The organism is Lentzea sp. NPDC092896 (assembly GCF_044754905.1).
Classification (GTDB): Bacteria; Actinomycetota; Actinomycetes; order Mycobacteriales; family Pseudonocardiaceae; genus Lentzea.
Window position 1 is genome coordinate 519,096 of sequence record NZ_JBIVPX010000002.1, and the last position, 23,252, is coordinate 542,347.

Genomic DNA, 23,252 nt, shown 5'->3' on the forward strand with positions numbered 1-23,252 from the left:
ACTGGGTGAAGGCGGCCATCGTCGGCTCCGGCAACATCGGCACCGACCTGCTCTACAAGCTCCTGCGCTCGCAGGTGCTGGAACCGCGCTGGATGGTGGGCATCGACCCGGCCAGCGAGGGACTGCGCCGCGCGGCCGATCTCGGGCTTGAGGTCTCGGTCGACGGCGCGGAGTGGTTGCTGCGTCAGGACGAGCTGCCGGACATCGTCTTCGAGGCGACGTCCGCGGCGGTGCACAGGGCCAACGCCCCGCGCTACGCCGAGGCGGGCGTCCGGGCGATCGACCTGACACCGGCCGCGGTCGGGCCCTACGTCGTGCCGCCGGTGAACCTCGGCGAGCACCAGGACGCGCCCAACATCAACCTGATCACGTGCGGCGGCCAGGCCACGATTCCCATGGTGCACGCCGTTTCCCGGGTCGTTCCGGTGTCGTACGCGGAGATCGTCGCGAGCGTGGCGTCGGTGTCGGCGGGACCGGGCACGCGGGCCAACATCGACGAGTTCACCCGCACGACCAGTCGCGGCATCGAGGCGATCGGGGGTGCTTCGAAGGGCAAGGCGATCATCGTGCTGAACCCGGCGGACCCGCCGATGATCATGCGCGACACGATCTTCTGCGCGATTCCCGAGGACACCGATCCCGACCCGATCACGGACTCGATCGCGCGGATGGAGACCGACATCCGGTCGTACGTCCCGGGATTCCGGTTGCTGCGCGAGCCGCAGTTCGACGGCGGCCGGGTCGCGATCTTCGTGGAGGTCGCGGGCGCGGGCGACTTCCTGCCCGAGTACGCCGGGAACCTCGACATCATGACGGCCGCCGCGACCAAGGTGGGGGAGGAGATCGCCCGTGCAGCTCAGGTTGACCGACACGTCACTGCGTGACGGCTCGCACCACAAGCGGCACCAGTTCACGGTCGACGACGTGCGCTCGATCGTTGCCGCACTGGACGGCGCCGGGGTCCCGGTCATCGAGGTGACTCATGGCGACGGGCTGGGCGGGTCGTCGTTCAACTACGGCTTCAGCCACACACCCGAACAAGAGCTGATCAAGGTCGCGGTCGAGACGGCTCAGCAGGCCAAGATCGCCGTGCTGATGCTGCCGGGTGTCGGGGTCAAGGACGACATCCTGGTGTCGCAGGACAACGGCGCCTCGATCGTCCGGATCGCCACGCACTGCACCGAGGCCGACGTCTCCGTCCAGCACTTCCAGTTGGCCCGCGAACGTAGGCTGGAGACCGTCGGGTTCCTGATGATGGCGCACTCGCAGCCGCCGGAGGCGTTGGCGAAGCAGGCGCGCATCATGGCCGACGCGGGGTGTCAGTGCGTCTACGTGGTCGACTCGGCCGGAGCCCTTGTCCTGGAACAGGTTTCGGAGCGGGTTGAAGCACTGGTGGCCGAACTCGGTGACGATGCCCAGGTCGGCTTCCACGGGCACGAGAACCTGGGGCTGAGCGTCGCGAACTCCGTTGCCGCCGCACGCGCTGGAGCGAAGCAGATCGACGGCAGCGTGCGCGGATTCGGGGCGGGCGCGGGAAACACGCCCCTCGAAGCGTTCGTCGGCGTCTGCGACAAGCTCGGATTCGAGACCGGCGTCGACTTCTTCAAGATCGTGGACGCGGCCGAGGACGTCGTCCGGCCCGTCATGCCCGACGAGTGCCTGCTCGACCGGATGGCACTGATGATGGGGTACGCGGGCGTCTACTCGAGCTTCCTCAAACACGCGTACACGCAGGCACAACGCTATGGCGTGTCCGGCGCGCAGATCCTCGTCCGCGCGGGCGAACGCAAGCTCGTGGGCGGGCAAGAGGACCAGCTGATCGACATCGCACTGGAGCTGAGCAGGGAGAAAGTCCGATGAGCGAGGAAATCCTCGGCAAGGTGCGGGAACTGCTGCCGGCGCTCGCCGAACGCGCGCCCGAGGCGGAGGAACTGCGCAGGGTGCCGCCGGAGTCGGTGAAGGCGTTGCAGGAGACCGGGTTCTTCCGGATGCTGCAGCCCGCGCGGTACGGCGGCTTCGAGTCGCATCCGCTCGACTTCTACACCGCGGTCAGGCTGATCGGCAGCGCCTGCGGATCCACTGGCTGGGTCGCGTCCGTGCTGGGCGTGCACCCGTGGCACGTCGGGCTGTTCGACGTCCGGGCGCAGGACGAGGTGTTCGGCGAGGACCAGGACACCCGGATCTCGTCTTCTTACGCGCCAACAGGTCGTGCCACCGCGGTCGAGGGCGGGTTCCGGTTCAGCGGCAAGTGGAGCTTCTCGTCCGGCTGCGACCACGCGACGTGGGTGCTGCTCGGCGGCCTCGTGATGAACGACGAGGGCAAGCCGATCGACTTCCGGACGTTCCTGCTGCCGATCTCCGACTACACGATCAACGACGTGTGGGACACGGTCGGTCTGCGCGGCACCGGCAGCAACGACATCGTGGTGAACGACGTGTTCGTGCCGGAGTACCGGGCGTTGAGCATGTCGAACACCGCGCGGTGCAAGTGCCCTGGCCAGGAGGTCAACCCCGGCCCGTTGTTCCGCATGCCGTACGGCACGATCCACCCGTACGCGGTGACGGCGCCGATCATCGGCATGGCGACCGGGGCCTACGCGCTCCACGTCAACGCGACCCGTGAACGCGTCCGGGCGGCGTACCTGGGAGAGAAGTCGGTCGACGACCCGTTCGCGCAGGTCAGGATCGCGACCGCGGCGGCAGACGTCGACGTCGCGTGGTGGACGCTGGAGAAGGACATCAACGACGAGTGGGCGCACGCCGTCGCCGAGACGAAGATCCCGATCGACCTGCGCCTGAGGGCCCGGCGCGACCAGGTGCTCGGCAGCGGGCGGGCGCTCGCCGCGATCGACCTGCTCTTCGAGAGCGCGGGCGGCAAGGCGATCAACGCCGGTCTGCCGTTGCCCCGCTTCTGGCGCGACGCCCACGCCGCACGAGTGCACGCGGGCAACGACCCGGAGCGCGTGCTCGTGCTGTACGGCAAGAACGAGCTCGGCATCCAGGTCCGCGACGGCTTGTTCTGAGGGGGCGTTGATGAGCGTGCGGTTGCACTACCACGAGGCCGGTACCGACAACGCCGAGACGCTGGTCCTGCTGCACGGCGGCGGGCCCGGTGCGTCGGCGCTGAGCAACTTCCGCGCGAACATCCCGGTGTTCGCGAAGTCGTTCCGCGTGCTGGCGGTCGACATGCCGGGATACGGCCAGTCGGACAAGCCCGCCGAACACGACCAGTACTTCTCCTTCGCCTCCAGGGCTTTGAAGGATCTGCTGGACTCGCTGGAGATCGAGCGGGCGCACATCCTGGGCAACTCGCTCGGCGGCGGCACCGCCGTCCGGTTCGCGCTGGACAACGGGAAACGTGCCGGCCGGCTGGTGCTGATGGGGCCGGGCGGGTTGTCGTTGAACGTCTTCTCGCCTGATCCGACCGAGGGCGTGCGCAAGCTGAGCGCGTTCGCTCGAACGCCTACGCGGGAGAAGATCGAGGAGTTCCTGCGGATCATGGTGTTCGACCAGTCGCTGATCACCGACGAGCTGATCGACGAACGGTTCGAGGCCGCTTCAAAGCCGGAGTCGTTGCGCGCCATGGCGGCGCTGGGCAAGTCGTTCTCCGGTCCCGACTTCGAGCAGGGCATGCTCTGGCGCGAGGCGTACAAGCTGCGGCAGCGGGTGTTGCTGGTCTGGGGCCGCGAGGACCGGGTGAACCCGCTGGACGGCGCGTTGCTGGCGACGAAGCTGATCCCGCGCGTGCAACTGCACGTGTTCGGCGGGTGCGGTCACTGGGCGCAGCTGGAGAAGTTCGACGAGTTCAACCGGCTCGCCCTCGACTTTCTGACGGAGGCGTGATGGGCATCAGGTCCCTGGCCTATCTCCGGATCGAGGCCACCGACATGAACCGGTGGCGCGAGTTCGGGCTGAAGGTCCTCGGCATGGTCGAGGGCAAGGGTTCTACCGAGGGCGCTCTCTATCTGCGGATGGACGACTTCCCGGCGCGGCTCGTGATCGTGCCGGGGGAGACCGACCGGCTGCAGGCATCTGGCTGGGAGGCCGCCACCGAGGCCGAGGTCGAAGAGGTGGCGAAACGCCTGGCCTCGGCCGGGGTCGCGTACGTCGAGGGGTCGGCGGAGGACCTTGCGGAACGGCGGGTCACCGGGCTGATCCGGTTCGAGGACCCGTCTGGCAACACGTTGGAGGTCTTCCACGGCGCGGCTTTGGAACACCGCAGGGTCGTGTCGCCGTACGGGCACCGGTTCGTGACAGGGGAGCAGGGCCTCGGCCACGTCGTGCTGTCCACTTCGGACGACGAGGCCGCGCTGCACTTCTACCGCGACGTGCTCGGGTTCCGGCTGCGCGACTCGATGCGCCTGCCGCCGCAGTTCGTCGGCAGGCCCGCCGACGGACCGCCCGCGTGGCTGAGGTTCTTCGGCTGCAACCCGCGCCACCACAGCCTCGCGTTCCTGCCGATGCCGACGCCGAGCGGGATCGTGCACCTGATGGTCGAGGTCGAGAACACCGATGACGTGGGCCTGACGCTGGACCGGGCGACGCGGCGCAAGGTGCCGATGTCGGCGACGTTGGGCAGGCACGTCAACGACCTGATGTTGTCGTTCTACATGAAGACGCCCGGCGGGTTCGACGTCGAGTTCGGTTGTGAGGGACGGCAGGTCGACGATGAGGACTGGATCGCACGCGAGAGCACGGCGGTGAGCCTGTGGGGACACGACTTCAGCGTGGGCGTCCAGAAGTAGCCGCCCGCTACCGTTCCGTCCTCGGTCACTTCTGCACCGGGGTGACCGTGGTGACCGGCATGTCCGCGGACGGTCCGGTCGGGTTCGCCTGCCAGGCCTTCGCCGCGTTGTCGCTGGACCCGCCGCTGGTGGTGTTCTGTCCACAACGGACTTCACGCAGCTGGGCCGCGATCGCCTCGGCCGGCTCGTTCTGCGTGAACGTGCTGGCCGAGGACCAGCGTGAGGTGTCGACGGTGTTCGGGAAGGCGGGCACGGACAAGTTCTCCGCCGTGTCGTGGACGCCTTCCCCGACCGGCGCCCCGGTGCTCGACGGCGCGCTGACGTGGGTCGACTGCCAGGTGTCGGTGGTGCACGACGCCGGTGACCACCACATGGTCGTCGGCTCGGTCGTGGAGCTGGGCCCGGTGCGCGAGGCGCAGCCGCTGCTGTTCTACCGCGGCCGCTACGCCACGCACGCCGAGCTGGACACCCGCGGCTGGTCCGGCGAGGTCCTCGACAACCTGCTGACCTGGCAGCGCCAGTCAGAGTGGAGCTGACGCGGTGACCTGCCAGACGGCGGCGGGAATGCGCACCTCGTCACCGGTCACGAAGCCGTCGAACGCGCCCCGGACGGCCGCCATGATCCGGGGCCGTTCGGACTCCTCGGCCTCCTTGAGCGCACGGGAGATCGGGCCGAGGTTGCTCAGGTACGGGACCAGCAGCTTCTCGGGCAGGGCGCGGAGTTGGTCCACCGGCCGGATGTCGATCCCGTCCCAGCCGGCCTCCTCGAGGATCTCGCGCGTCCTGGCGGGATCGGCGAGGGCGAACGGCCCAGGCCCGTCCGGGTCCGGCGCCGGGGCGTCGGGCAGCAACGGCGCGGCGGCCTTGGTCGCGGTGGTCATGAACGGGTTCTCCTCCGCCGTGCGCCACGTGATGAAGCAGAGCTCGCCTCCCGGCGACGTGGCGCGCAGCAGGTTGCGGAAGGCCGCGGTGAGGTCGTCGAAGAACATGACCCCGAACCTGCTCACGATCAGGTCGAAGCTCGTGTCGAACGCGTGCACCTGCGCGTCAGCCAGCAGGTACTGCGCTTTTCCGTGCTCGCGTGCGGCGGCGAGCATCGTCTCGGAGATGTCGACGCCCACGCAGGCCGCCCCGGTGGCCTCCGTGATCGCCCTCGTGACGCCACCCGTGCCGCACCCGACGTCGAGAACCCGTTCACGCGGCCGTTCGAGCGCAGCCTGGACGAGCAGGTCCTGGAACGGGCGGAGCATCAGGTCCACGATGTCCTGCACGTTCGCCCAACCCTGCCCCGCGGCGTTCCACCAGGCGGCCTGCTCGCTGTTCACCTCTGCTGTCATGCTCCTACCGTCCTACTTCAAGTCGGCTTGAGGTCAAGTGTCGTGGACAAAACCGAGATCGGCATCGGCGAGGTGGTCCGGCGTTCGGGCGTGCCGGCCTCTACTTTGCGCTACTACGAGGAGCGCGGCCTGATCGCGTCCGTGCGACGGCAAGGTCTGACGCGCGTGTTCACCGCGGCCGTGCTGGAACAGCTGGCGTTGATCGCGGTCTGCCGGACGGCGGGCTTCTCGCTGGACGAGATCACGCTGATGTTCTCGCCGGACGGCCGCCCGTCGCCGAACCGCGCGATGCTCGCCGCCAAGGCCGACGAGCTGGACGTCACGATCCAGAAGCTGGTGTCGATGCGCGACGACCTGCGGCACGCGGCGGCGTGCCCGGCGCCGACGCACATGGAGTGCCCGTCGTTCCGCCGCGTGCTCGGTCAGACCTAGGCGACCCAGATCCGCGGCGCCACGGAGGCGGCGGCCTGGTAGGGGGACGGGCTCGTCCCGACCACCTCCAGCGGCCACTTCTCGCGCAGCGTGACCCACAGCCGCGCGGACAGCCCCGCGAACACCCCGAGCACGTCGGCGCCGGACACCTGCAGGACGTAGGTCCACGTCGCGACGTCCGGTGCCCCGGCGAGCGGTTCCCTCCAGGCGCGGCGCAGGACGCGTCCCCCGTACCTGGCCGCCTCGTTCGCCAGCACGCGGTCCGCCCTGCTCGGGTCCGGCGCGTCGGTGGGCCCGACGGCGCTGAACCGGTACGGCACGGGCGGCACGGCGGTGATGATCCGCACGGCGGCCAGGTCGGGGCTGTGCGGATCGTCCAACGACGACTGGATGAGGTCGTGTTCCTCTTGCGTGATGCCGATGTTCTCGTGCGCCATGGTCAGCAGCAGCGTCGCCTCGGCCTGCGCGGGTTCGCCACCGAAGTAGTCCTCGCGCACCGAACGCAGGACGTCGTCCTCCAGCCGCCCCGCGAACCGCGCGCACAGGTCGGTGACCGTCGCGTAGGTCTGCACGTCCACGGATCAGATCTTCGCCCGCAGCCGTTCGAGGTGCACGGCAGGGCTGCCGAACAGCTGCCCGCTGCCGTGCGCCCGCTTGAGGTACAGGTGCGCGTCGTGCTCCCACGTGATCGCGATGCCGCCGTGCAACTGGACCATCTCGGCGGCGACCTTGAAGAACGCCTCCGAGCAGTAGACCTTGGCGACCGCGGCGGACACCTCGTCGGTGGCGGCCTCCGCGGCTGACCTGGCGGTCTCGACGAGGACGTGCATGTCCGCCATGCGGTGCTTCAACGCCTGGAACGAGCCGATGGGTCTGCCGAACTGCACGCGGGTCCTGGTGTGCTCGACGGTGAGTTCGAGGGCTCTCGCGGTGGCGCCGACCTGTTCCGCGCAGAGGGCGGCCAGTGCGATGTCACGGATTTCGGGCGACCAGCGGCCCAGGCGGGTCGCTTCCGCGTTGGTCAGGCGGACGGTCGCCAGCCGGCGGGCCTGGTCCATCGTCGGCGTGTGCTCGCGGCTGACGCCGGGCTGCTCCGGGTCGACCTCGTACAGGTGCTCGCCGTCGCTGACCAGGAGGATCTCGGCCAGGTCGCCGTCCAGGACGTACCGGTGGACGCCGTCGAGACTGCTCTGGTCGTTGTCCCACGGCCAGGCGAGCGTGGCGATGGCCCCGTCGGCGATCCGGCGCAGCAGGGGTCCGGACCGTTCGTCGTCGAGGGTCAAGAGTGCTTCCGCGGCGATGGTCGAGGCCAGCAGCGGTGACGGGGTGAGGGTGCGGCCGAGTTCTCCGAGCGCGACGTGGGTTTCGGCTCGGGTGGCGCCGGATCCGCCGTGTCGTTCGGGGATCGGGAGCACGCCGATGTCGCACAGCCGCGCCCACACGGCCTTGTCGTAGCCGTGCGGGGTCTCGATGGCCGCGCGGACGTCGGAGTGCTTGTCGAGCAGGCTGCGGACGGCGTCACGCAGTGCGAGTTGTTCCGGTGTCACAACGCCTCCAGCACGCGTGCTCGGTGCATCGACGGACTTCCCCACGCCGTGCGCAGGGCTCGGGTCTGCAACAGGAAACGGCCCAGGTCGTGCTCCGCGGTGTAGCCGATGGCACCGTGGACCTGCAGCGCGGTGCGGGCGGCCTGCCAGGCGGCGTCGGAGGTGGTGACCTTGGCCGCCGATACGTCGCGGGACGACATGGTCACGGCCGCGCCGAACACCAGCGGGCGGGCGAGTTCGAGTCCGATGAGGACGTTCGCGAGGTGGTGCTTGACCGCCTGGAAGCCGCCGATGGGCTTGCCGAACTGGGCGCGGGCCTTGGCGTGGGCCGTGGTCATCTCCAGCATGGCGCGGCCGAGGCCGAGGAGTTGGGCCGAGCAGGTCAGGACGCCGAGGTCGAAGGCGCGATCCGCTGGGATGGTGGTGGCGATCACCGGGCCGGCGGTCAATTCGACGAGGCGGCGGGCGGGGTCGACGGACTGGAGTTCGGTGGTGGGGGAGGCTTCGCGGAGGGTGTCGCCTTCGACCAGGAGGTAGCGGTCGGCCTCGACGGCCTGGGGAATCAGGGGAGGGAAGGCGACGGACCAGGTCCCAACCCCTGCCCTGCCACCGCCGCCGCTGCTGCCACCGCCGCCGCTGCTGCCACCGCCGCCGCTGCTGCCACCGCCGCCGCTGCTGCCACCGCCGCCGCTGCTGCCACCGCCGCCACCACCGCCGCCGCTGCTGCCACCGCCGCTGCCACCGCTGCCACCGCCGCCGCTGCCACCGCCGCTGCTGCCGCCGCCACCGCCACCGCCGCCGCCGCCACCGCCGCCACCGCCGCCGTCCCCGTTGCCGTCGCTGACGCCAGCAGCCCCAGCCCCCACCCCGCCCACCAGCGCCGGCACCACCGCGAGCGACTCCACCAGCGGCCCGCTGACCGCGTGATGCCCCAACTCCTCGAACACCACCACGAGGTCGACCGGGTCGGTCACCTCGTCCACCCCCAGCGAGGCCAGGTCCGTCCTGCCGGCGGCCAGGAACCCGTGCAGCACGGTGGCGAAGTCCGTCTGCTCCGGCGAGAGCGTGAACATCATCGCGGCAGCCCCAGGAGTCGTTCGGCGATCACGTTGCGCTGGATCTCGTTGGTACCGGCGTAGATCGGACCCGAGAGCGAGAACAGCCACCCGTCCCGCCACCCCGGCGCGACCTCACCGAGCAGGTCGAGCGCGGTCTCGTGCAGGGCCACGTCCAGCTCGGACCAGAACACCTTCGTGACGCTGGCGGCAGGCCCCGACAAGGGACTGGCCAGCGCGCCGAACGTGTGGAGCCGGTAGGCCTGCGCGCCGATCCACGCGTCGACGACCCTGTCGCGCAACGCCGGGTCCGGGTTCTTGCGGTACAGCTCGACCAGCCGGGAGGCCGCCGCGGTGAAACGGCCCGGGCTGCGCAGGGTCAGGCCGCGCTCGTTGCCCGCCGTGCTCATCGCCACGCGCCAGCCGTCGCCGACCTCGCCCACGACGTCGTGGTCCGGCACGAACACGTCGTCCAGGAAGATCTCGGCGAAGCCCGGTTCGCCGTCGAGCTGGTCGATCGGGCGCACGGTCACGCCGTCCGCCCTCAGATCGAAGAGCAGGTAGGTCAGGCCGCGGTGACGTTCGCCGTCGCCGGTGCGGAACAGGCCGAACGCCCGGTCCGCGAACGCCGCCCGCGAGCTCCAGGTCTTCTGCCCGCGCAGCAGCCAGCCGCCGTCGCACCGGACGGCGGTGCTGCGCAACGACGCCAGGTCGGACCCGGCCTCGGGTTCGGACCAGGCCTGCGCCCACACCTCGTCGCCGCGCGCCATCGCGGGCAGGATCCGCGCGCGCTGTTCGTCGGTGCCGTGAGCGAACAACGTTGGCGCTAAAAGAAAAATACCGTTCTGCGAGACACGGCCCGGCGCGCCAGAAGCGTGGTACTCCTCCTCGAACACCAGCCACTGCAGCAGAGAGGCTTCGCGGCCGCCGTACGAAGAAGGCCACGAGACCACCGACAGCCGCTCGGACGCGAGCAGTCGTTCCCACGAGCGATGTTCCTCGAAGCCCTCAGCGGTGTCCATGGAGGACAGCGGACGGACGTGCGCGGCCAACCACGAACGCACTTCTGCCTGGAACTCCGAAGTCCGGGCGTCCAGTGAGAGATCCATCAGCCGGAGGCCTTCTTCATCGAACGGGCGTCCATCCCGGCCAACGCGTCGGAGCTCACCTCGGCGTTGTGCGCGTGCGCGAAGTGGTGCAGACCGAAGACGGAATCCATCCCGGCACGCAGGCCCATCAGATCCTCGGACTGGTTGACGGCCTTCTTCGCCAACGCGAGCCCGAAGCGCGGCATCGCGGTGATGCGCGACGCCAGCTGGAACGTCGACTCTTCCAACTCCGCACGCGGCACGACACGCGAGACCATGCCCCACTCGTAGGCGCGCTGGGCCGAGAAGCGGTCGCCGGTGAAGAGCACCTCCTTCGCGGCGCGCGGGCCGAGCATCCACGGGTGCGCGAAGTACTCGACGCCCGGAATCCCCATGCGCACCACGGGATCGGCGAAGAACGCGTCCTCGGCCGCCACGATCAGGTCGCACACCCAGGCCAGCATCAGCCCGCCCGCCACGCACGCGCCCTGCACCATCGCGATCGTCGGCTTCGGGATCTCCCGCCACCGCCGGCACATGCCGAGGTAGACCTCCATCTCGCGGGCGAACCGGAGATCACCGCCCTCGCGGCCGACGTGGTCCCACCACATCACGGCCTTGCGCTCGAAGGAGACGTCGACGTCGCGGCCAGGAGAGCCGATGTCGTGGCCCGCGGAGAAGTGGTCGCCGGCGCCCGCCAGGACGATCACCTTGACCTCGTCGTCGTTCACCGCACGGGTGAAGGCCTCGTCCAACGCGTAGGTCATCGCCGAGTTCTGCGCGTTGCGGTACTCCGGGCGGTTCATGGTCACGACGGCGACCGCGTCCCGCCGCTCATACGAGACTGTCACGCGTTCTCCTTGCGCAGTTGGGTTTTGAGGACCTTGCCCATGGCGTTGCGGGGGAGCGCCGGGTGGAACTCGACGGCACGCGGCACCTTGTAGTTCGCCAGCCGCTCCCGGCAGAACGCGATCACCTCGTCCGCGGAAAGCGAGAAACCGGGCGCCGTGACGACGTGCGCCACCCCGACCTCACCCAGCCGGGCGTCGGCGATCCCGACCACGGCCGACTCCGCGACTCCCGGCAACCGGGCCAGCGCCTGCTCGATCTCGGCGGGGTAGACGTTGAAACCGCCGCAGATGTACATGTCCTTGAGCCGGTCGGTGATCGAGAGGTAACCCCGCGAGTCCACCGCGCCGACATCACCGGTGTGCAGCCAGCCGTCGGCGTCGATCGCTGCAGCGGTGGCGTCGGGATCGTCGAGGTATCCGAGCATCACGTTCGGGCCGCGCAACAACACCTCGTCCTGCTTGCCCAGCCGAAGCTCGAACCCGGCCATCGGCGCGCCGCACGTGTGCGCGACGGTCTCGGGAGAGTCGCCAGGGCGGCACATGGTGGCGACGACGGCCTCGGTCAGCCCGTAGGCGGTGAGCACGGTCAGCGACAGCTCCGCCAGCCGCTCGATCAGCACGACGGGCACCACCGCGGCGCCGGTGACCACCAGCCGCAGGCTCGACAGGTCGAACGAGCCGCGGTCGGGGTGGTCGAGCAACGCCTGGAAGATCGTCGGCGGACCGGGCAGCACGGTGATCCGTTCCCGTTCGATCAGCCGCATCGTCTCCACGACGTCGAACACCGGCTGCGGCACGATCGTCGCCCCGGTCAGCAGACAGGCCAGAATCCCCGCCTTGTAGCCAAAGGTGTGGAAGAAGGGGTTGACGATCAGGTAGCGATCCGCGGACGTCAGCTCACCGCAGGCGGCCCAGGCCCCGGCCACCCCGAGCGACTGCCGGTGCGCGCTCATCGCCCCCTTGCTGCGCCCGGTGGTGCCGGACGTGAACATGACGTCGCAAAGCTGATCTTCAGTCAGGTCAGGAAGATCCACGCCCGTGGCGACCCACGAGGCCGGTAGTCGCACCACCGAGGGCAGATCCGGCGACAACGCCCGCAGCTCCGCCTCCCGATCACGCCCGAGGAACTCGCCCTCGACGACCAGGGCGCGAGCGGCACTGCGTCGCAGCACGTCCAACGTCTCGGTCGCGGTGAACCGGGTGTTGATCGGCACCAGCGCCGCACCGGCACGCAACGCCCCGAGCGCCGCGACCACCCAGTGCGAGGAGTTCGGCGCGCACAAGGCCACCCGATCGCCGGGGAGCACACCCATCCCGGCGAGTGCGCGCGCCGCGTCCAGCACCGCCGAACGCAACTCCAGCCAGGTGAGGCGAACCTCCCCGTCCACCAACGCCTCCGCGTCGATGTACGAAGCAGCAGCGCGGTCGAGCACGGCTGAAACCGTTTGCCTGCTTGGAACGTCCGCCATCACGCCCTCCAAAGCAAGTGCTTGGTAGGTTAGAGTATGGCGCATGGAGTCCTTCCGGCGCGAGGTGCGGGAATGGTTGTCCGCCAACCTCGTCGGTGAGTTCGCTGAGCTGCGCGGCCTGGGTGGACCGGGCCGCGAGCACGAGGCGTTCGAGGGACGGCTGCGGTGGCATCGGCATCTCGCGAGGAGCGGGTGGACGTGCCTCGGCTGGCCCGGCGAGCGCAGTGTGGAAGAACAGGTGATCTTCCACGAGGAGTACGCGGAGGCCGACGCTCCGGCGAAGGTCGACATCGTCGGCGAGGGTCTGCTCGGCCCGACGCTCGTCGCGTTCGGCACGCCGGAGCAGAAGGAACGGTTCCTGCCCAGGATCCGCTCGCTCGACGAGCTGTGGTGCCAGGGCTACTCGGAACCGGGCGCGGGCTCCGACCTCGCCTCGGTCACGACGAAAGCCACCCTCGAAGGCGACAGGTGGGTGATCAACGGCCAGAAGATCTGGACGTCGAACGCGCACTACTCGGACTGGATCTTCGTCCTGTGCCGCACCGAACCCGGTTCGCAACGGCACAGGGGCCTGTCGTACCTGCTCGTGCCGATGGACCAGCCGGGCATCGAGGTGCGGCCGATCCGCCAGCTCACCGGCACCTCGGAGTTCAACGAGGTCTTCTTCGACGGCACGGTGACGGCGAGCGAGAACGTCGTCGGTCAGCCCGGCGAGGGCTGGAAGATCGCCATGGCCACCCTCGGCTTCGAACGCGGCACCGCGATGCTCGGCCACCAGGTCAGCTTCCGCCGGCAGCTCGACGCGATCATGGCGAAGGCACCAGAAGACGAGCGCCTCACCAGGGCGTGGCTCGAACTGCACGTCATGCGCTCGCACACGATGAGAACGCTCAACGACGACCCGGGTCCGGAGGCGTCCGTGCTGAAGCTGTTCTGGGGAAGCTGGCACCGCAGGCTCGGCGAGCTCGCGATGGACTCGCTCGGCCCCGAATCGATGATCGACGACAACGAGTGGCAGCGGATGTTCCTGTTCAGCCGCGCGGAGACGATCTACGGCGGGTCCGACGAGATCCAGCGCGAGATCATCGCCCACCGCATCCTGGGGCTGCCCCGATGAACGGCCACGGCCTGCTCAAGGACAAGATCGTCGTCGTGACGGCCGCGGCGGGCACCGGCATCGGCTCGGCGACCGCGAAGAGGTGCCTCGAAGAAGGCGCCACCGTGATCATCAGCGACTGGCACGAGCGCCGCCTCAAGGAAACTCATGAGTCGCTGGGCACCGATCACGCCGTCCCGTGCGACGTCACCAACGAGCAGCAGGTGCAGACGCTGATCGACGAGACGGTCGAGCGCTACGGCCGCATCGACGTGATGGTGAACAACGCCGGCCTCGGCGGCGAGAAGTCCGTGCTGGACATGGCCGACGACGAGTGGTCGCGCGTCCTGGACGTCACCCTCAACGGCACCTTCCGCTGCACCAGGGCCGCACTACGCCAAATGGTCGTCCAACGAAGCGGTGTCGTCGTTAACAACTCCAGTGTGATCGGCTGGCGCGCCCAGAAGGGTCAAGCCCATTACGCCGCAGCGAAAGCCGGTGTCATGGCGCTGACCAGATGCGCCGCGATGGACGTCGCCGAGCACGGCATCCGGGTGAACGCGGTCGCCCCGAGCTTGGCTGCGCACCCGTTCTTGACCAAGGTCACCAGTGAGGAGTTGCTGACCGAACTGGCGTCCCGAGAGGCCTTTGGGCGCGCCGCCGAGCCCTGGGAGGTCGCGAATGTGATCGTGTTCCTCGCCAGCGACTACTCGTCCTATCTCACGGGCGAGGTCGTCTCGGTGAGCAGTCAGCACCCGTGAGGAAGGAACGACCGATGAGTAGCCGGAGGGCCGAGCTGCTGGAGCTCGCCGCGAAGATGTTCGCCGAACGTGGCTACGGGCAGACCACGGTCAGGGACATCGCGGACGCGGCGGGCATCCTGTCCGGCAGCCTCTACCACCACTTCGACTCGAAGGAGTCGATGGTGGACGAGATCCTGCGGACCTTCCTGGACGAGCTGTTCACGCGGTACCGGGAGATCGTCGACGCAGGCCTCGGCCCGAAGCAGACGCTGAAAGCCCTGGTGGTGGCGTCGTTCGAGGCGATCGACACCCGGCACGCCGCGGTCGCGATCTACCAGAACGAGTCCAAGCACCTCATGCCGCTGGAGCGGTTCTCCTACGTGGACGATCGCAGCGTGGAGTTCCGCAAGCTGTGGACGGTGCTGCTGGAGGAGGGCATGCGTGCGGGCGTGTTCCGCGCCGACCTCGACGTTGACGTGGCGTACCGGTTCATCCGCGACACGGTGTGGGTGGCCGTGCGGTGGTACCGGCCGGACGGTGACCTGGCAGCGGACGAGGTCGCCGACCAGTACCTCGCGATCCTGCTCGACGGCATCGCCACGGGCCGCAGGAAGAACTCCAAGACGTAGCAAAGCCGTAGAAGGAGGGCCCTCGTGGCCGAGGCGTACATCATCGAGGCTGTGCGGACTCCGGCGGGCAGGCGTGGCGGCGAACTGAGCCACGTGCACCCCGCCGATCTCGGCGCGCACGTGATCACGGCGCTGCTCAACCGGGTCGACGTCGACCCGACGGACGTGGACGACGTGATCTTCGGGTGCGTGGACACGGTCGGCCCGCAGGCGGGTGACATCGCGCGGACGTCCTGGCTGGCGGCGGGATTCCCGGAGCAGGTGCCGGGTGTGACGGTCGACCGGCAGTGCGGGTCGAGCCAGCAGGCGCTGCACTTCGCGGCGCAGGCGGTGATGAGCGGCACGGCCGACGTCGTGGTCGCGGGCGGCGTGCAGAACATGTCGCAGGTGCCGATCGGGTCGGCCATGAGCGTCAGCCCGTTCGAGGGGTGTGAGGGCTGGCAGCACCGCTACGGCGACGAGGAGGTCAACCAGTTCCGGGCGGCCGACCTGATCGCCGTGCGCTGGGACCTGTCGCGCCGCGAGATGGAGGAGTTCGCGCTGCAGAGCCATCTGCGGGCGATCACCGCGATCAAGGAAGGCCGGTTCGACCGCGAGATCGCGCCGGTGAACGGTGTCGCGGCCGACGAATGCCCGCGCACGGACACCAGCGTCGAGAAGATGGCCGCGCTGCAACCGTTGCGACCGGGTGGCCGGACGACGGCGGCGTTGTCGTCGCAGATCTCCGACGGTGCCTCGGCCGTGCTGGTGGTGTCGGAGCAGGCCGTGCGCGAGTACAAGCTGACGCCTCGGGCTCGCGTGCACCACATGTCAGCGCGCGGCTCCGACCCGATCTACATGCTGACCGCGCCGATCCGGGCCACCCGGTACGCGCTGGAACGCGCCGGGATGTCCATTTCGGACATCGACCTGTTCGAGATCAACGAGGCGTTCGCGTCGGTGGCGCTGGCCTGGGCCAAGGAGCTCAAGATCGACCTCGGGAAGGTCAACGTCAACGGGGGAGCGCTCGCGCTCGGCCACCCGATCGGCGCGACCGGCACGAAGCTGTTCACGACGTTGCTGCACGAGTTGGAGCGGACGGGTGGCCGGTTCGGGCTGCAGACGATGTGCGAGGGCGGCGGTCAGGCGAACGTGACGATCATCGAACGTCTCTGAGCCGGTCGATCGCCGACTCGGCGTCCTTCACGATGGTCTCGATCAGTTCCGCGCACGTCGGCAGGTCGCCCAGCAGTCCGGCGACCTGACCGGACGCGAGCACGCCCGCGTCGGTCCTGCCCTCGACCAGGCCCGCGCGCAGCAGCATCGGCGTGTTCGCGGCCATGATCACCTGCGACCAGGTGAGGTCCTTGCCGTGTCTCATGGCCAGGCCCTCGCGGATCATCGCGCGCCAGCTCAGCCCGGTGTGCTTGCGGAACTTGGCCGCGTTGCTGACCGCTCGCACCAGACTGCTGACCCGTCCGGACTTCTCGAGGTGCTCGACGAGGTCGGACCGCAGGACCCGGTGCGGCAGGCCGTCGACGCGGGTGGTCACGACCGTGCCGTTCAGATCTCGTTGAAGGTAGGCCTGTTTCACCGCGTCCGGGACCGTGCTCTCCTGGGTGAGCAGGAATCTCGTGCCCATCGCGATGCCAGCCGCGCCGTACGCGAGCGCCGCCGCGAGACCCCTGCCGTCGAAGAAGCCACCGGCCGCGATCACCGGGATGTCGACGGCGTCCAGCACGCTCGGGAGCAGCAAAGTCGTTGCCACGCCACCGGTGTGGCCGCCGCCCTCCCCACCCTGCACGATCACGGCGTGGGCGCCCCACTTCGCGACCTTCTCCGCGTGCCTGGCCGCACCGATCGACGGGATCACGACGACGCCGGCGTCGTTCAGCTTCGCGATCATGTCCGGTTTCGGGGCCAGCGCGAAGGAAGCGACCTTCACCTGTTCGCGGATCAGCAGGTCGATCCGCTCCGGCGCGTCGGAGGCGTCCGCTCGCAGGTTCACACCGAACGGCGCGGACGTGCGGGCGCGGGTCTCCTTGATGGCGGCTTCGAGCTCGACGTAGGTCATGGTCGCCGAGGCGAGAATGCCGAGACCGCCCGCTTCTGCGGTCGCGGAGACCAGCCGTGGCCCCGCGACCCAGCCCATGCCGGTCTGCACGACCGGGTGCCGGACGCCGACCAGTTCAGTCAAGGCGGTCTTCACTGCGGGACTTCCTTGTCCCGCTTGCTGCCCGGATCTAGCTTCGTCCGGATCAGGTCCAGTTCCTCGTCGGTCGGCAGCCGCGTCTCGGTGACGTCCTCGGCGACGAGCGGGAACGACGTCTGCTTCTGGACCTCGTCGACCGACACCCCCGGATGCACGGAGACGATGCGCATCGAGTGGTCCGGGGTGGCGAAGTCGAGCACGGCGAGGTTCGTGACCACGCGGTGGATGTCGTGGAACGGCCCGACGGCGCGGTCGTAGCCGACGCCGGACACCACGTCCACGGCCTCGACCAGCACGCGCGTGCTGTGCCGCGGCACCCAGTAGCTGGTGCGGTGGTTGATCGTGTTGCCCGGTGCGCCGCGGAAGCCCAGGAGCTGCCGGGTGGGTCGCGCGTGGTCGCCGATCGCGGAGATGTTCTGGTTGCCGAACCTGTCCACCTGGTTCGCGCCCATCACGACGTGCCGGCGGCCGTGCGCGACGACGTCGAACACCTTCCGGTACGGCAGCCATCCCTCCACAGTGGACTCGGGCGTGAGCAGGAACGCCTCGCCGTCGCTCAGCAGCAGGTCGGGCTCGGTCGTGAGGCGGGCCAGTTTGGCGCCGAGGGACGGGATGAGGCCCATCGGGCTGGCCAGCGTCTCACCGGCTCCGAGGAACAGGTCGGCGCAGGCGGCGACGCAGACTTCGGCTCGCGTGATGTCGCTCATCCCAGGAACCTCTCGTAGAACTCCGGCCACTGCTCCAGGTCCGTGGCCGCTGAGGCGTACTCGCGCTGAAGGGCCTCGTCGCGGGGATAGTCCGGGACGCAGCTCGTGAACCCCGCCCCACCCGGTGCTTCCACCACGCCGTCGACCATCATCCGGTTGAGCAGCAACGTCTGCGGTGGCCCGTCGAACGTCTCCACGATCTGCTCGCACGAGACGTAACGCCGGTCCGCGGCCAGGCAGAACAGGTCGTCGAAATACGGGTCCGGCCCGAGGTACTGGGCGTTGCCGTGCTTGTCCGCCCGATTCAGGTGAACGAGAGCGATGTCGAGCTTCAACGCCGGCATCGCGACCAGTTCCTCGCCGTCGTCGTAGGGCGATCGCACGGTCTTGAGCTCGGGCGCGTACTTCAGCACGTCCGAACCGAGGCCCGCCCTGATCGGCAGGAACGGGAGCCGGTGCCCGGCGGCCCGCAGCCCGGTCTGGAACATGCCCTCGTCCAGCTCCAGGACCTCGATCGCGGCGGTCTCTCGCGCCCGTTTGAACCACGGGTCGTACGGGATCGAGTCGAGCGAGACGAAGCCGTAGACCAGTTTGCGCACCTTGCCCGCCGCGCACAGCAACCCTGCGTCCGCGCCGCCGTAGGTCACGACCGTCAGATCCTTGACCTCGGATCGAAGCAACGTCTTGAGCAGGGTCATCGGCTTGCGCCGCGAGCCCCAGCCGCCGATGCCGACGGTCATCCCGTCCTTGATCTCGCCGACGACCTCGTCAGCTGTCATTCGCTTGTCGCGCATGGTTTCCGTCCAGGAAGGCCTGCCGGGCGTGGTCCGACACGCCGGTGAGGTTCAGTTCGAAGGTGAAGCCCTGCTCGAAGCGGTAGCTCTGGTGCACGCGCTGCGGGTCGATGCCGTTGATGGCCTCCTTGGCCGCGCGGATCACCGACGTGTCCTTCTTCGCGATCTCCTTGGCGATCTCGCGCGCCGCGTCGTCGAGCTGTGCGCGCGGCACGACCTCGACGACGCTGCCGTGGTGGTGCAGGGTTTGCGCGCTGACGTTGCGGGCCGTGTAGTAAAGCGTCCGCATCAGGTGCTGCGGCACGAGCCGGGCCAGGTGCGTGGCCGCGCCGAGTGCACCTCGATCTACCTCGGGCAGCCCGAACGTGGCGTCGTCGGACGCGACGATGATGTCCGCGTTGCCGACCAGCCCGACGCCGCCACCGAGGCAGAACCCGTTCACCGCGGCGATCACCGGCACCTCGCAGTCGTACACGGCCGCGAAAGCCTTGGCACACCCACGATTGGCCGCGACCAGGGCGTTGTAGTCCTCGGCGCGCTGGATCTCCTTCAGGTCGACGCCCGCGCAGAAGCCGCGGTTCTCGGCCCTCAGGATCACCACGCGGGCGTCCGGGTCCTCACCCGCGGCCGTGATGGCCTTGGCCAGCTCGAACCAGCCCTGCGACGGGATGGCGTTCACCGGGGGATAGTCGACGGTGACCTCGATGATGCCGTTTTCGGTGTGGCTGCTGGAGATTCCCATGGAGCCGCCTTCCGAACCAAGCGATTGCTTGGTAACTTAGCAGTGCCGGAGCGAGCGGGGTAGGTGCTGGTGGAACTGGACCTCGACGGAGCAGTCGTCCTCGTCACGGGCGGCGTGCGGGGTGTCGGTCTCGGCATCACCCGTGCGTTTCTCTCGGCCGGGGCCGTCGTCGTGACGTGTGCTCGGCGTCCCGCGGAGGTCGACGGGGCGTCGTTCGTGCCTTGTGACGTGCGGGATGCCGATCAGGTCGGCGCTTTGGTGTCCGGGATCGTCGCCGAGCACGGCCGGCTCGACGTCGTGGTCAACAACGCCGGTGGGGCGCCGTTCGCGTTGGCGGACAAGGCCTCGCCGCGGTTCCACGCCAAGATCGTCGAGCTGAACCTGCTGGCGCCCCTGCTGGTTTCCCAGGCGGCGAACGAGGTCATGCGGAAGCAGGATTCCGGCGGGTCGATCGTGAACGTGAGCAGCGTCAGCGGACGGCGTCCGTCGCCCGGAACCGCCGCTTACGGTGCCGCGAAGGCCGGGCTCGACAACCTGACCTCGTCGCTGGCCGTCGAATGGGCGCCGAAGGTGCGGGTCAACGCGTTGGCCGTGGGCCTGGTGCGCACGGAGCAGTCGCATCTGCACTACGGCTCCGAGGCCGGGATCGAGGCCGTGGCGAAGACCGTGCCGTTGGGGCGTCTCGCGTCGCCGGACGAGGTCGGCGCGTGTGCGGTGTTCCTGGCTTCACCGCTGGCGTCCTACGTCAGCGGCGCGACCTTGGTCGTGCACGGCGGGGGAGAGGCACCCGCGTTCCTGACCGCTGCCGATGGGGGCTCTTCATGAACCGGGTTGTGATCGTGACAGGGGCCGGGCGGGGCATCGGCCGCGCCCACGCGCTGGCGTTCGGCGCGGCTGGCGCGCGGGTCGTGGTGAACGACCTGTCCGCGGCGGTCGCGGGCGAGGTGGCGGAGCTGATCGGGCCGAGGGCCGTCGTCAACACCGACGACGTCGGCACCTGGGCAGGTGCGAAACGGCTGATCGATGCCGCGGTGTCGGAGTTCGGCGGACTGGACGTGCTCGTCAACAACGCCGGCATCGTGCGCGACCGCATGATCGTGAGCTGCGCCGAGGACGAGTGGGACGAGGTCGTCCGTGTTCATCTGAAGGGCCACTTCGCCACGCTGCACCACGCCGCCGCGCATTGGCGTGCTGTGCACAAGGCCGGGGGCGCCGTCAGCGGCCGGGTGATCAACACGTCGTCCGGCGCCGGGATCTTCGGCAGCGTCGGGCAGGCGAACTACTCGGCGGCCAAGGCGGGCATCGCCTCGATGACCCTGGTGGCGGCCGCCGAACTGGCCCGCTACGGGATCACCGTCAACGCGATCGCCCCCGCCGCCCGCACCCGGATGACCGAGGCGACGTTCGCGACCATGATGGCGGCGCCGGAGGACGGGTTCGACGCGATGGCCCCGGAGAACATCTCGCCGCTGGTCGTGTGGCTCGGCAGCGAGGAGGCCGGGGACGTGACCGGGCGGATGTTCGAGGTCGACGGCGGCCGCGTCTGCGTCGTGCACGGCTGGCAGCGCGGGCCGGAGGTCGACAAGGGCGAGCGCTGGTCGCCCGACGAGCTGGGCAGCGTCGTCCGCAAGCTGGTCGCCGACGATCACCCGACGCCGGTCTACGGAGCCGAGTAACTTCGATCATGTGACCCGTCTGGACTCCTACAGGACCGTCTCGGCAGCCTTGTCGCAGCTCAGCGACCGCGAACTCGGTGAACTGGTGGACCGCGCCGAACCGAGAGGGGCGGGAATCGGCGGGCCGACGGCGGTGGCGGACGTCGGCGGGATCCCGGTCTTCGTGAAGCGGCTGCCGCTGACGGACCTGGAGCTGCGGCACGCCGGATCGACGGCGAACCTCTACGACCTGCCCGTGCACGCCCATTACGGCGTCGGGCTGGTCGGGTCGGCGGGCTTCGGCGCCTGGCGTGAGCTGGCCGTGCACACCATGACGACGGACTGGGTGCTGGCGGGTGAGCACGAGGGCTTTCCGCTGACGTACCACTGGCGGGTCCTGCCGTCGGCCCAGGAACTTCCCGAGGAACTGGACAGGGCGGTCGACTACTGGGGACCGGAGGTGAGGCCCCGCATCGAGGCGTTGCGGGAGTCCACCGCGAGCATCACGCTGTTCCTGGAGTGCTTCCCGCACAACCTGCACGACTGGCTGAACAGCCAGGAAGACCTCGAAAGCGCTTGCGAGATGGTCGAACGCGAGATGGCGGCCGGGGTGGAGTTCATGAACTCCCGCGGCCTGCTGCACTTCGACGGCCACTTCCAGAACATCCTGACCGACGGCGAACGCCTGTACTTCGCCGACTACGGCCTCGCGATCTCCTCCCGGTTCGACCTGTCCGGGGAGGAGATCGCGTTCTTCGCCGAGAACCAGGACTACGACCGCCACTACACCGTCACGCACCTGGTGATGTGGTTCGCGTACCAGCTGCGCTCGCAGGGAGTTCCGCCACGGGTCGCGGCGGTCCTGCACCGCCACAACGACGTCGCCGCGGTGATGAAGGACTTCTACCGCCGGTTCCAGCACGAGAGCCGGCGGACTCCGTATCCGGTCGAGGACCTCAGATCCGTTCGATGATCGTGCCGGTCGCCATGGCGCCGCCCGCGCACATCGTGATCAACGCGGTGGAAGCGTCCCTGCGCTCCAGCTCGTGCAGCGCGGTCGTGATCAACCGCGTTCCGGAGCTGCCCACGGGGTGACCGATCGCGATGGCGCCGCCGTTGACGTTGACCCGGTCCAGGTTCGGCCGGTGCACCGCCGCCCACGACAGCACGACGGACGCGAACGCCTCGTTGACCTCGAACAGGTCGATGTCCGCCATCTTCATCCCGCTGCGCTTCAGCAACCGCGCGGTGGCGTCGACCGGCCCGTCCAGGTGGTAGTACGGGTCTGATCCGACCAGGCACTGCGTGACGATCCGTGCGCGCGGCTTGAGCCCGTGCGCCCGTGCGAACTCCTCGTCCACGACCATCACCGCGGACGCGCCGTCCGAGATCTGCGACGAGGTCCCGGCCGTGTGCACGCCGTCCGGCACGACGGGCTTCAACGCCGCCAACGCTTCGAGCGAGGTCTCCCGCAGGCCCTGATCGGTGTCCACGAGTTCCTCGCCGACCTTCACCGGAACCACCTCGGCGGTGAACCGGCCCGCCGCCCACGCCGCCCGAGCGCGGTTCTGCGACTGGACGCCGAACCGGTCGACCTCCTCGCGTCCGATGCCACGCCGTTCCGCGACGCGTTCGGCGGCCACGAACTGGTTGGGCAGGTCGATGGTCCACGAGTCGGGACGTGGCATGCCGGTCTCGCCGATGTTGCTGCGCAACGGCACCCGGCTCATCGCCTCGACCCCGCACGCGATGCCGGCGTCGATGGCGCCCGCCGCGATGAGACCCGCGATGAGGTGCGTGGACTGCTGGGCCGAGCCGCACTGGGCGTCGACGGTGGTGCAGCCGGTGGTCTGCGGCAGGCCCGCGTGCAGCCAGGCCGTCCTGGTGATGTTGTTCGACTGCTCGCCCGCCTGGGTGACGGTGCCGCCGATGACCTGTTCGACAGTGGACGGATCGAGACCCGTCCTGTCAAGAAGACCTCGTTGTGCCGCACCGAGGAGCTCGGCGGCGTGCAGGCCGGACAACCAGCCGTTGCGCCTGCCGATGGGCGTGCGCACCGCTCCCACGATCACCGGACTGCCCACGCGAGCCTCCTGGAAACTAGAACACGTTCCTCTATGGCTCCAGATTGGCCGCATGGGGGCTTCAACACAAGGCGCAACCGTGTTTGA

The 23,252-nt window shown here is 69.3% G+C and carries 26 protein-coding genes; 14 read left to right on the forward strand and 12 right to left on the reverse strand.

Going from position 1 to position 23,252, the window contains the following annotated elements:
- Nucleotides 1–5: 5 nt before the first annotated feature.
- Genes ACIQF0_RS13615 through hsaB form a run of 6 tightly spaced genes read left to right on the forward strand, consistent with a single transcriptional unit; the run spans nt 6 to nt 5,281 of the window.
- On the forward strand, nt 6–884 hold the full coding sequence (locus tag ACIQF0_RS13615) for an acetaldehyde dehydrogenase (acetylating) (RefSeq protein WP_401028845.1): 879 nt from the start codon (nt 6–8) through the stop codon (nt 882–884).
- On the forward strand, nt 850–1,860 hold the full coding sequence (dmpG, locus tag ACIQF0_RS13620; protein WP_401028847.1) for a 4-hydroxy-2-oxovalerate aldolase: 1,011 nt from the start codon (nt 850–852) through the stop codon (nt 1,858–1,860). The genes ACIQF0_RS13615 and dmpG overlap by 35 nt, the downstream gene beginning before the upstream one ends.
- The gene (hsaA, locus tag ACIQF0_RS13625; RefSeq protein WP_401028849.1) at nt 1,857–3,023 is read left to right on the forward strand and encodes a 3-hydroxy-9,10-secoandrosta-1,3,5(10)-triene-9,17-dione monooxygenase oxygenase subunit; all 1,167 of its coding nucleotides are present in this window, start codon (nt 1,857–1,859) and stop codon (nt 3,021–3,023) included. Before dmpG ends, hsaA begins: the two co-directional genes overlap by 4 nt.
- 10 nt (nt 3,024–3,033) lie before the next feature.
- Nucleotides 3,034–3,843 (forward strand): 4,5:9,10-diseco-3-hydroxy-5,9,17-trioxoandrosta-1(10),2-diene-4-oate hydrolase, encoded by an 810-nt coding sequence (gene hsaD / locus ACIQF0_RS13630; RefSeq protein WP_330275035.1) that lies wholly within the window; start codon nt 3,034–3,036, stop codon nt 3,841–3,843.
- Nucleotides 3,843–4,745 (forward strand): iron-dependent extradiol dioxygenase HsaC, encoded by a 903-nt coding sequence (gene hsaC / locus ACIQF0_RS13635; protein WP_401028852.1) that lies wholly within the window; start codon nt 3,843–3,845, stop codon nt 4,743–4,745. Before hsaD ends, hsaC begins: the two co-directional genes overlap by 1 nt.
- A complete protein-coding gene (hsaB, locus tag ACIQF0_RS13640) occupies nt 4,709–5,281 on the forward strand; it encodes a 3-hydroxy-9,10-secoandrosta-1,3,5(10)-triene-9,17-dione monooxygenase reductase subunit (RefSeq protein WP_401028854.1) in 573 nt (190 codons plus the stop codon). Before hsaC ends, hsaB begins: the two co-directional genes overlap by 37 nt.
- Here the strand turns inward: hsaB and ACIQF0_RS13645 are convergent.
- Nucleotides 5,267–6,082 carry a class I SAM-dependent methyltransferase gene (locus tag ACIQF0_RS13645; RefSeq protein ID WP_401028856.1) on the reverse strand — a complete coding sequence of 272 codons (816 nt, stop codon included), beginning with the start codon at nt 6,080–6,082 and terminating at the stop codon, nt 5,267–5,269. The two genes, hsaB and ACIQF0_RS13645, sit on opposite strands and share 15 nt — an antisense overlap.
- Before the next feature lie 42 nt (nt 6,083–6,124).
- Between ACIQF0_RS13645 and ACIQF0_RS13650 the strand changes: the two genes are divergently transcribed.
- Nucleotides 6,125–6,514, forward strand: a complete 390-nt coding sequence (locus ACIQF0_RS13650; protein ID WP_401028859.1) for a helix-turn-helix domain-containing protein — start codon at nt 6,125–6,127, stop codon at nt 6,512–6,514.
- On the opposite strand, the gene ACIQF0_RS13655 is transcribed toward ACIQF0_RS13650, so the two are convergent.
- Genes ACIQF0_RS13655 through ACIQF0_RS13680 form a run of 6 tightly spaced genes read right to left on the reverse strand, consistent with a single transcriptional unit; the run spans nt 6,511 to nt 12,524 of the window.
- Complete coding sequence (locus ACIQF0_RS13655) at nt 6,511–7,092, reverse strand: hypothetical protein (protein ID WP_401028862.1); 582 nt, start codon at nt 7,090–7,092, stop codon at nt 6,511–6,513. The two genes, ACIQF0_RS13650 and ACIQF0_RS13655, sit on opposite strands and share 4 nt — an antisense overlap.
- Before the next feature lie 3 nt (nt 7,093–7,095).
- Nucleotides 7,096–8,061 carry an acyl-CoA dehydrogenase family protein gene (locus tag ACIQF0_RS13660; protein ID WP_401028865.1) on the reverse strand — a complete coding sequence of 322 codons (966 nt, stop codon included), beginning with the start codon at nt 8,059–8,061 and terminating at the stop codon, nt 7,096–7,098.
- Nucleotides 8,058–9,137, reverse strand: a complete 1,080-nt coding sequence (locus tag ACIQF0_RS13665) for an acyl-CoA dehydrogenase family protein (protein WP_401028868.1) — start codon at nt 9,135–9,137, stop codon at nt 8,058–8,060. The genes ACIQF0_RS13660 and ACIQF0_RS13665 overlap by 4 nt, the downstream gene beginning before the upstream one ends.
- Nucleotides 9,134–10,225 carry an acyl-CoA dehydrogenase family protein gene (locus ACIQF0_RS13670; RefSeq protein ID WP_401028871.1) on the reverse strand — a complete coding sequence of 364 codons (1,092 nt, stop codon included), beginning with the start codon at nt 10,223–10,225 and terminating at the stop codon, nt 9,134–9,136. The genes ACIQF0_RS13665 and ACIQF0_RS13670 overlap by 4 nt, the downstream gene beginning before the upstream one ends.
- Nucleotides 10,225–11,055 carry an enoyl-CoA hydratase gene (locus tag ACIQF0_RS13675; RefSeq protein ID WP_401028878.1) on the reverse strand — a complete coding sequence of 277 codons (831 nt, stop codon included), beginning with the start codon at nt 11,053–11,055 and terminating at the stop codon, nt 10,225–10,227. The genes ACIQF0_RS13670 and ACIQF0_RS13675 overlap by 1 nt, the downstream gene beginning before the upstream one ends.
- A complete protein-coding gene (locus tag ACIQF0_RS13680; RefSeq protein ID WP_401028881.1) occupies nt 11,052–12,524 on the reverse strand; it encodes a FadD3 family acyl-CoA ligase in 1,473 nt (490 codons plus the stop codon). Before ACIQF0_RS13680 ends, ACIQF0_RS13675 begins: the two co-directional genes overlap by 4 nt.
- Nucleotides 12,525–12,567: 43 nt before the next feature.
- Here ACIQF0_RS13680 and ACIQF0_RS13685 point away from each other — a divergent pair, with 43 nt between their 5' ends.
- The 4 genes from ACIQF0_RS13685 to ACIQF0_RS13700 are packed head-to-tail and all read left to right on the forward strand — an operon-like array spanning nt 12,568 to nt 16,147.
- The gene (locus ACIQF0_RS13685; protein ID WP_401028884.1) at nt 12,568–13,641 is read left to right on the forward strand and encodes an acyl-CoA dehydrogenase family protein; all 1,074 of its coding nucleotides are present in this window, start codon (nt 12,568–12,570) and stop codon (nt 13,639–13,641) included.
- Nucleotides 13,638–14,381, forward strand: coding sequence for an SDR family oxidoreductase (locus tag ACIQF0_RS13690; RefSeq protein WP_401028887.1), 744 nt, complete (start codon nt 13,638–13,640; stop codon nt 14,379–14,381). Before ACIQF0_RS13685 ends, ACIQF0_RS13690 begins: the two co-directional genes overlap by 4 nt.
- A 14-nt stretch (nt 14,382–14,395) precedes the next feature.
- A complete protein-coding gene (locus ACIQF0_RS13695) occupies nt 14,396–14,992 on the forward strand; it encodes a TetR/AcrR family transcriptional regulator (protein WP_401028890.1) in 597 nt (198 codons plus the stop codon).
- Between the two features lie 24 nt (nt 14,993–15,016).
- The gene (locus ACIQF0_RS13700) at nt 15,017–16,147 is read left to right on the forward strand and encodes an acetyl-CoA C-acetyltransferase (protein WP_401028893.1); all 1,131 of its coding nucleotides are present in this window, start codon (nt 15,017–15,019) and stop codon (nt 16,145–16,147) included.
- On the opposite strand, the gene ACIQF0_RS13705 is transcribed toward ACIQF0_RS13700, so the two are convergent.
- From ACIQF0_RS13705 to ACIQF0_RS13720, 4 genes are read right to left on the reverse strand one after another with little or no spacing between them, the layout of a single operon-like run.
- The gene (locus tag ACIQF0_RS13705) at nt 16,131–17,180 is read right to left on the reverse strand and encodes an NAD(P)H-dependent flavin oxidoreductase (RefSeq protein ID WP_401028896.1); all 1,050 of its coding nucleotides are present in this window, start codon (nt 17,178–17,180) and stop codon (nt 16,131–16,133) included. The genes ACIQF0_RS13700 and ACIQF0_RS13705 overlap by 17 nt on opposite strands.
- The gene (locus tag ACIQF0_RS13710; RefSeq protein WP_401028898.1) at nt 17,177–17,890 is read right to left on the reverse strand and encodes a CoA-transferase subunit beta; all 714 of its coding nucleotides are present in this window, start codon (nt 17,888–17,890) and stop codon (nt 17,177–17,179) included. Before ACIQF0_RS13710 ends, ACIQF0_RS13705 begins: the two co-directional genes overlap by 4 nt.
- Complete coding sequence (locus tag ACIQF0_RS13715) at nt 17,887–18,684, reverse strand: CoA transferase subunit A (RefSeq protein ID WP_401028901.1); 798 nt, start codon at nt 18,682–18,684, stop codon at nt 17,887–17,889. The genes ACIQF0_RS13710 and ACIQF0_RS13715 overlap by 4 nt, the downstream gene beginning before the upstream one ends.
- Nucleotides 18,659–19,426, reverse strand: coding sequence for an enoyl-CoA hydratase family protein (locus ACIQF0_RS13720; protein WP_401028904.1), 768 nt, complete (start codon nt 19,424–19,426; stop codon nt 18,659–18,661). The genes ACIQF0_RS13715 and ACIQF0_RS13720 overlap by 26 nt, the downstream gene beginning before the upstream one ends.
- A 63-nt stretch (nt 19,427–19,489) precedes the next feature.
- Here ACIQF0_RS13720 and ACIQF0_RS13725 point away from each other — a divergent pair, with 63 nt between their 5' ends.
- From ACIQF0_RS13725 to ACIQF0_RS13735, 3 genes are read left to right on the forward strand one after another with little or no spacing between them, the layout of a single operon-like run.
- Nucleotides 19,490–20,251, forward strand: coding sequence for an SDR family oxidoreductase (locus tag ACIQF0_RS13725; RefSeq protein ID WP_401028907.1), 762 nt, complete (start codon nt 19,490–19,492; stop codon nt 20,249–20,251).
- On the forward strand, nt 20,248–21,102 hold the full coding sequence (locus tag ACIQF0_RS13730) for an SDR family oxidoreductase (RefSeq protein WP_401028910.1): 855 nt from the start codon (nt 20,248–20,250) through the stop codon (nt 21,100–21,102). The genes ACIQF0_RS13725 and ACIQF0_RS13730 overlap by 4 nt, the downstream gene beginning before the upstream one ends.
- 10 nt (nt 21,103–21,112) lie before the next feature.
- The gene (locus ACIQF0_RS13735; RefSeq protein WP_401028913.1) at nt 21,113–22,054 is read left to right on the forward strand and encodes a hypothetical protein; all 942 of its coding nucleotides are present in this window, start codon (nt 21,113–21,115) and stop codon (nt 22,052–22,054) included.
- Here ACIQF0_RS13735 and ACIQF0_RS13740 read toward each other — a convergent pair.
- Complete coding sequence (locus tag ACIQF0_RS13740; RefSeq protein ID WP_330275056.1) at nt 22,038–23,165, reverse strand: steroid 3-ketoacyl-CoA thiolase; 1,128 nt, start codon at nt 23,163–23,165, stop codon at nt 22,038–22,040. The genes ACIQF0_RS13735 and ACIQF0_RS13740 overlap by 17 nt on opposite strands.
- Nucleotides 23,166–23,252: the final 87 nt, after the last annotated feature.

Bases quoted from the DNA above. Each gene is read 5' to 3' on its own strand.
- ACIQF0_RS13670 (WP_401028871.1), bottom strand. From the start codon at position 10,225: ATGGATCTCTCACTGGACGCCCGGACTTCGGAGTTCCAGGCAGAAGTG.
- hsaC (WP_401028852.1), top strand. From the start codon at position 3,843: ATGGGCATCAGGTCCCTGGCCTATCTCCGGATCGAGGCCACCGACATG.
- ACIQF0_RS13645 (WP_401028856.1), bottom strand. From the start codon at position 6,082: ATGACAGCAGAGGTGAACAGCGAGCAGGCCGCCTGGTGGAACGCCGCG.
- ACIQF0_RS13665 (WP_401028868.1), bottom strand. From the start codon at position 9,137: ATGATGTTCACGCTCTCGCCGGAGCAGACGGACTTCGCCACCGTGCTG.
- ACIQF0_RS13685 (WP_401028884.1), top strand. From the start codon at position 12,568: ATGGAGTCCTTCCGGCGCGAGGTGCGGGAATGGTTGTCCGCCAACCTC.
- ACIQF0_RS13680 (WP_401028881.1), bottom strand. From the start codon at position 12,524: ATGGCGGACGTTCCAAGCAGGCAAACGGTTTCAGCCGTGCTCGACCGC.
- ACIQF0_RS13720 (WP_401028904.1), bottom strand. From the start codon at position 19,426: ATGGGAATCTCCAGCAGCCACACCGAAAACGGCATCATCGAGGTCACC.
- ACIQF0_RS13695 (WP_401028890.1), top strand. From the start codon at position 14,396: ATGAGTAGCCGGAGGGCCGAGCTGCTGGAGCTCGCCGCGAAGATGTTC.
- hsaA (WP_401028849.1), top strand. From the start codon at position 1,857: ATGAGCGAGGAAATCCTCGGCAAGGTGCGGGAACTGCTGCCGGCGCTC.
- ACIQF0_RS13715 (WP_401028901.1), bottom strand. From the start codon at position 18,684: ATGCGCGACAAGCGAATGACAGCTGACGAGGTCGTCGGCGAGATCAAG.
- ACIQF0_RS13690 (WP_401028887.1), top strand. From the start codon at position 13,638: ATGAACGGCCACGGCCTGCTCAAGGACAAGATCGTCGTCGTGACGGCC.
- hsaD (WP_330275035.1), top strand. From the start codon at position 3,034: ATGAGCGTGCGGTTGCACTACCACGAGGCCGGTACCGACAACGCCGAG.
- ACIQF0_RS13710 (WP_401028898.1), bottom strand. From the start codon at position 17,890: ATGAGCGACATCACGCGAGCCGAAGTCTGCGTCGCCGCCTGCGCCGAC.
- ACIQF0_RS13730 (WP_401028910.1), top strand. From the start codon at position 20,248: ATGAACCGGGTTGTGATCGTGACAGGGGCCGGGCGGGGCATCGGCCGC.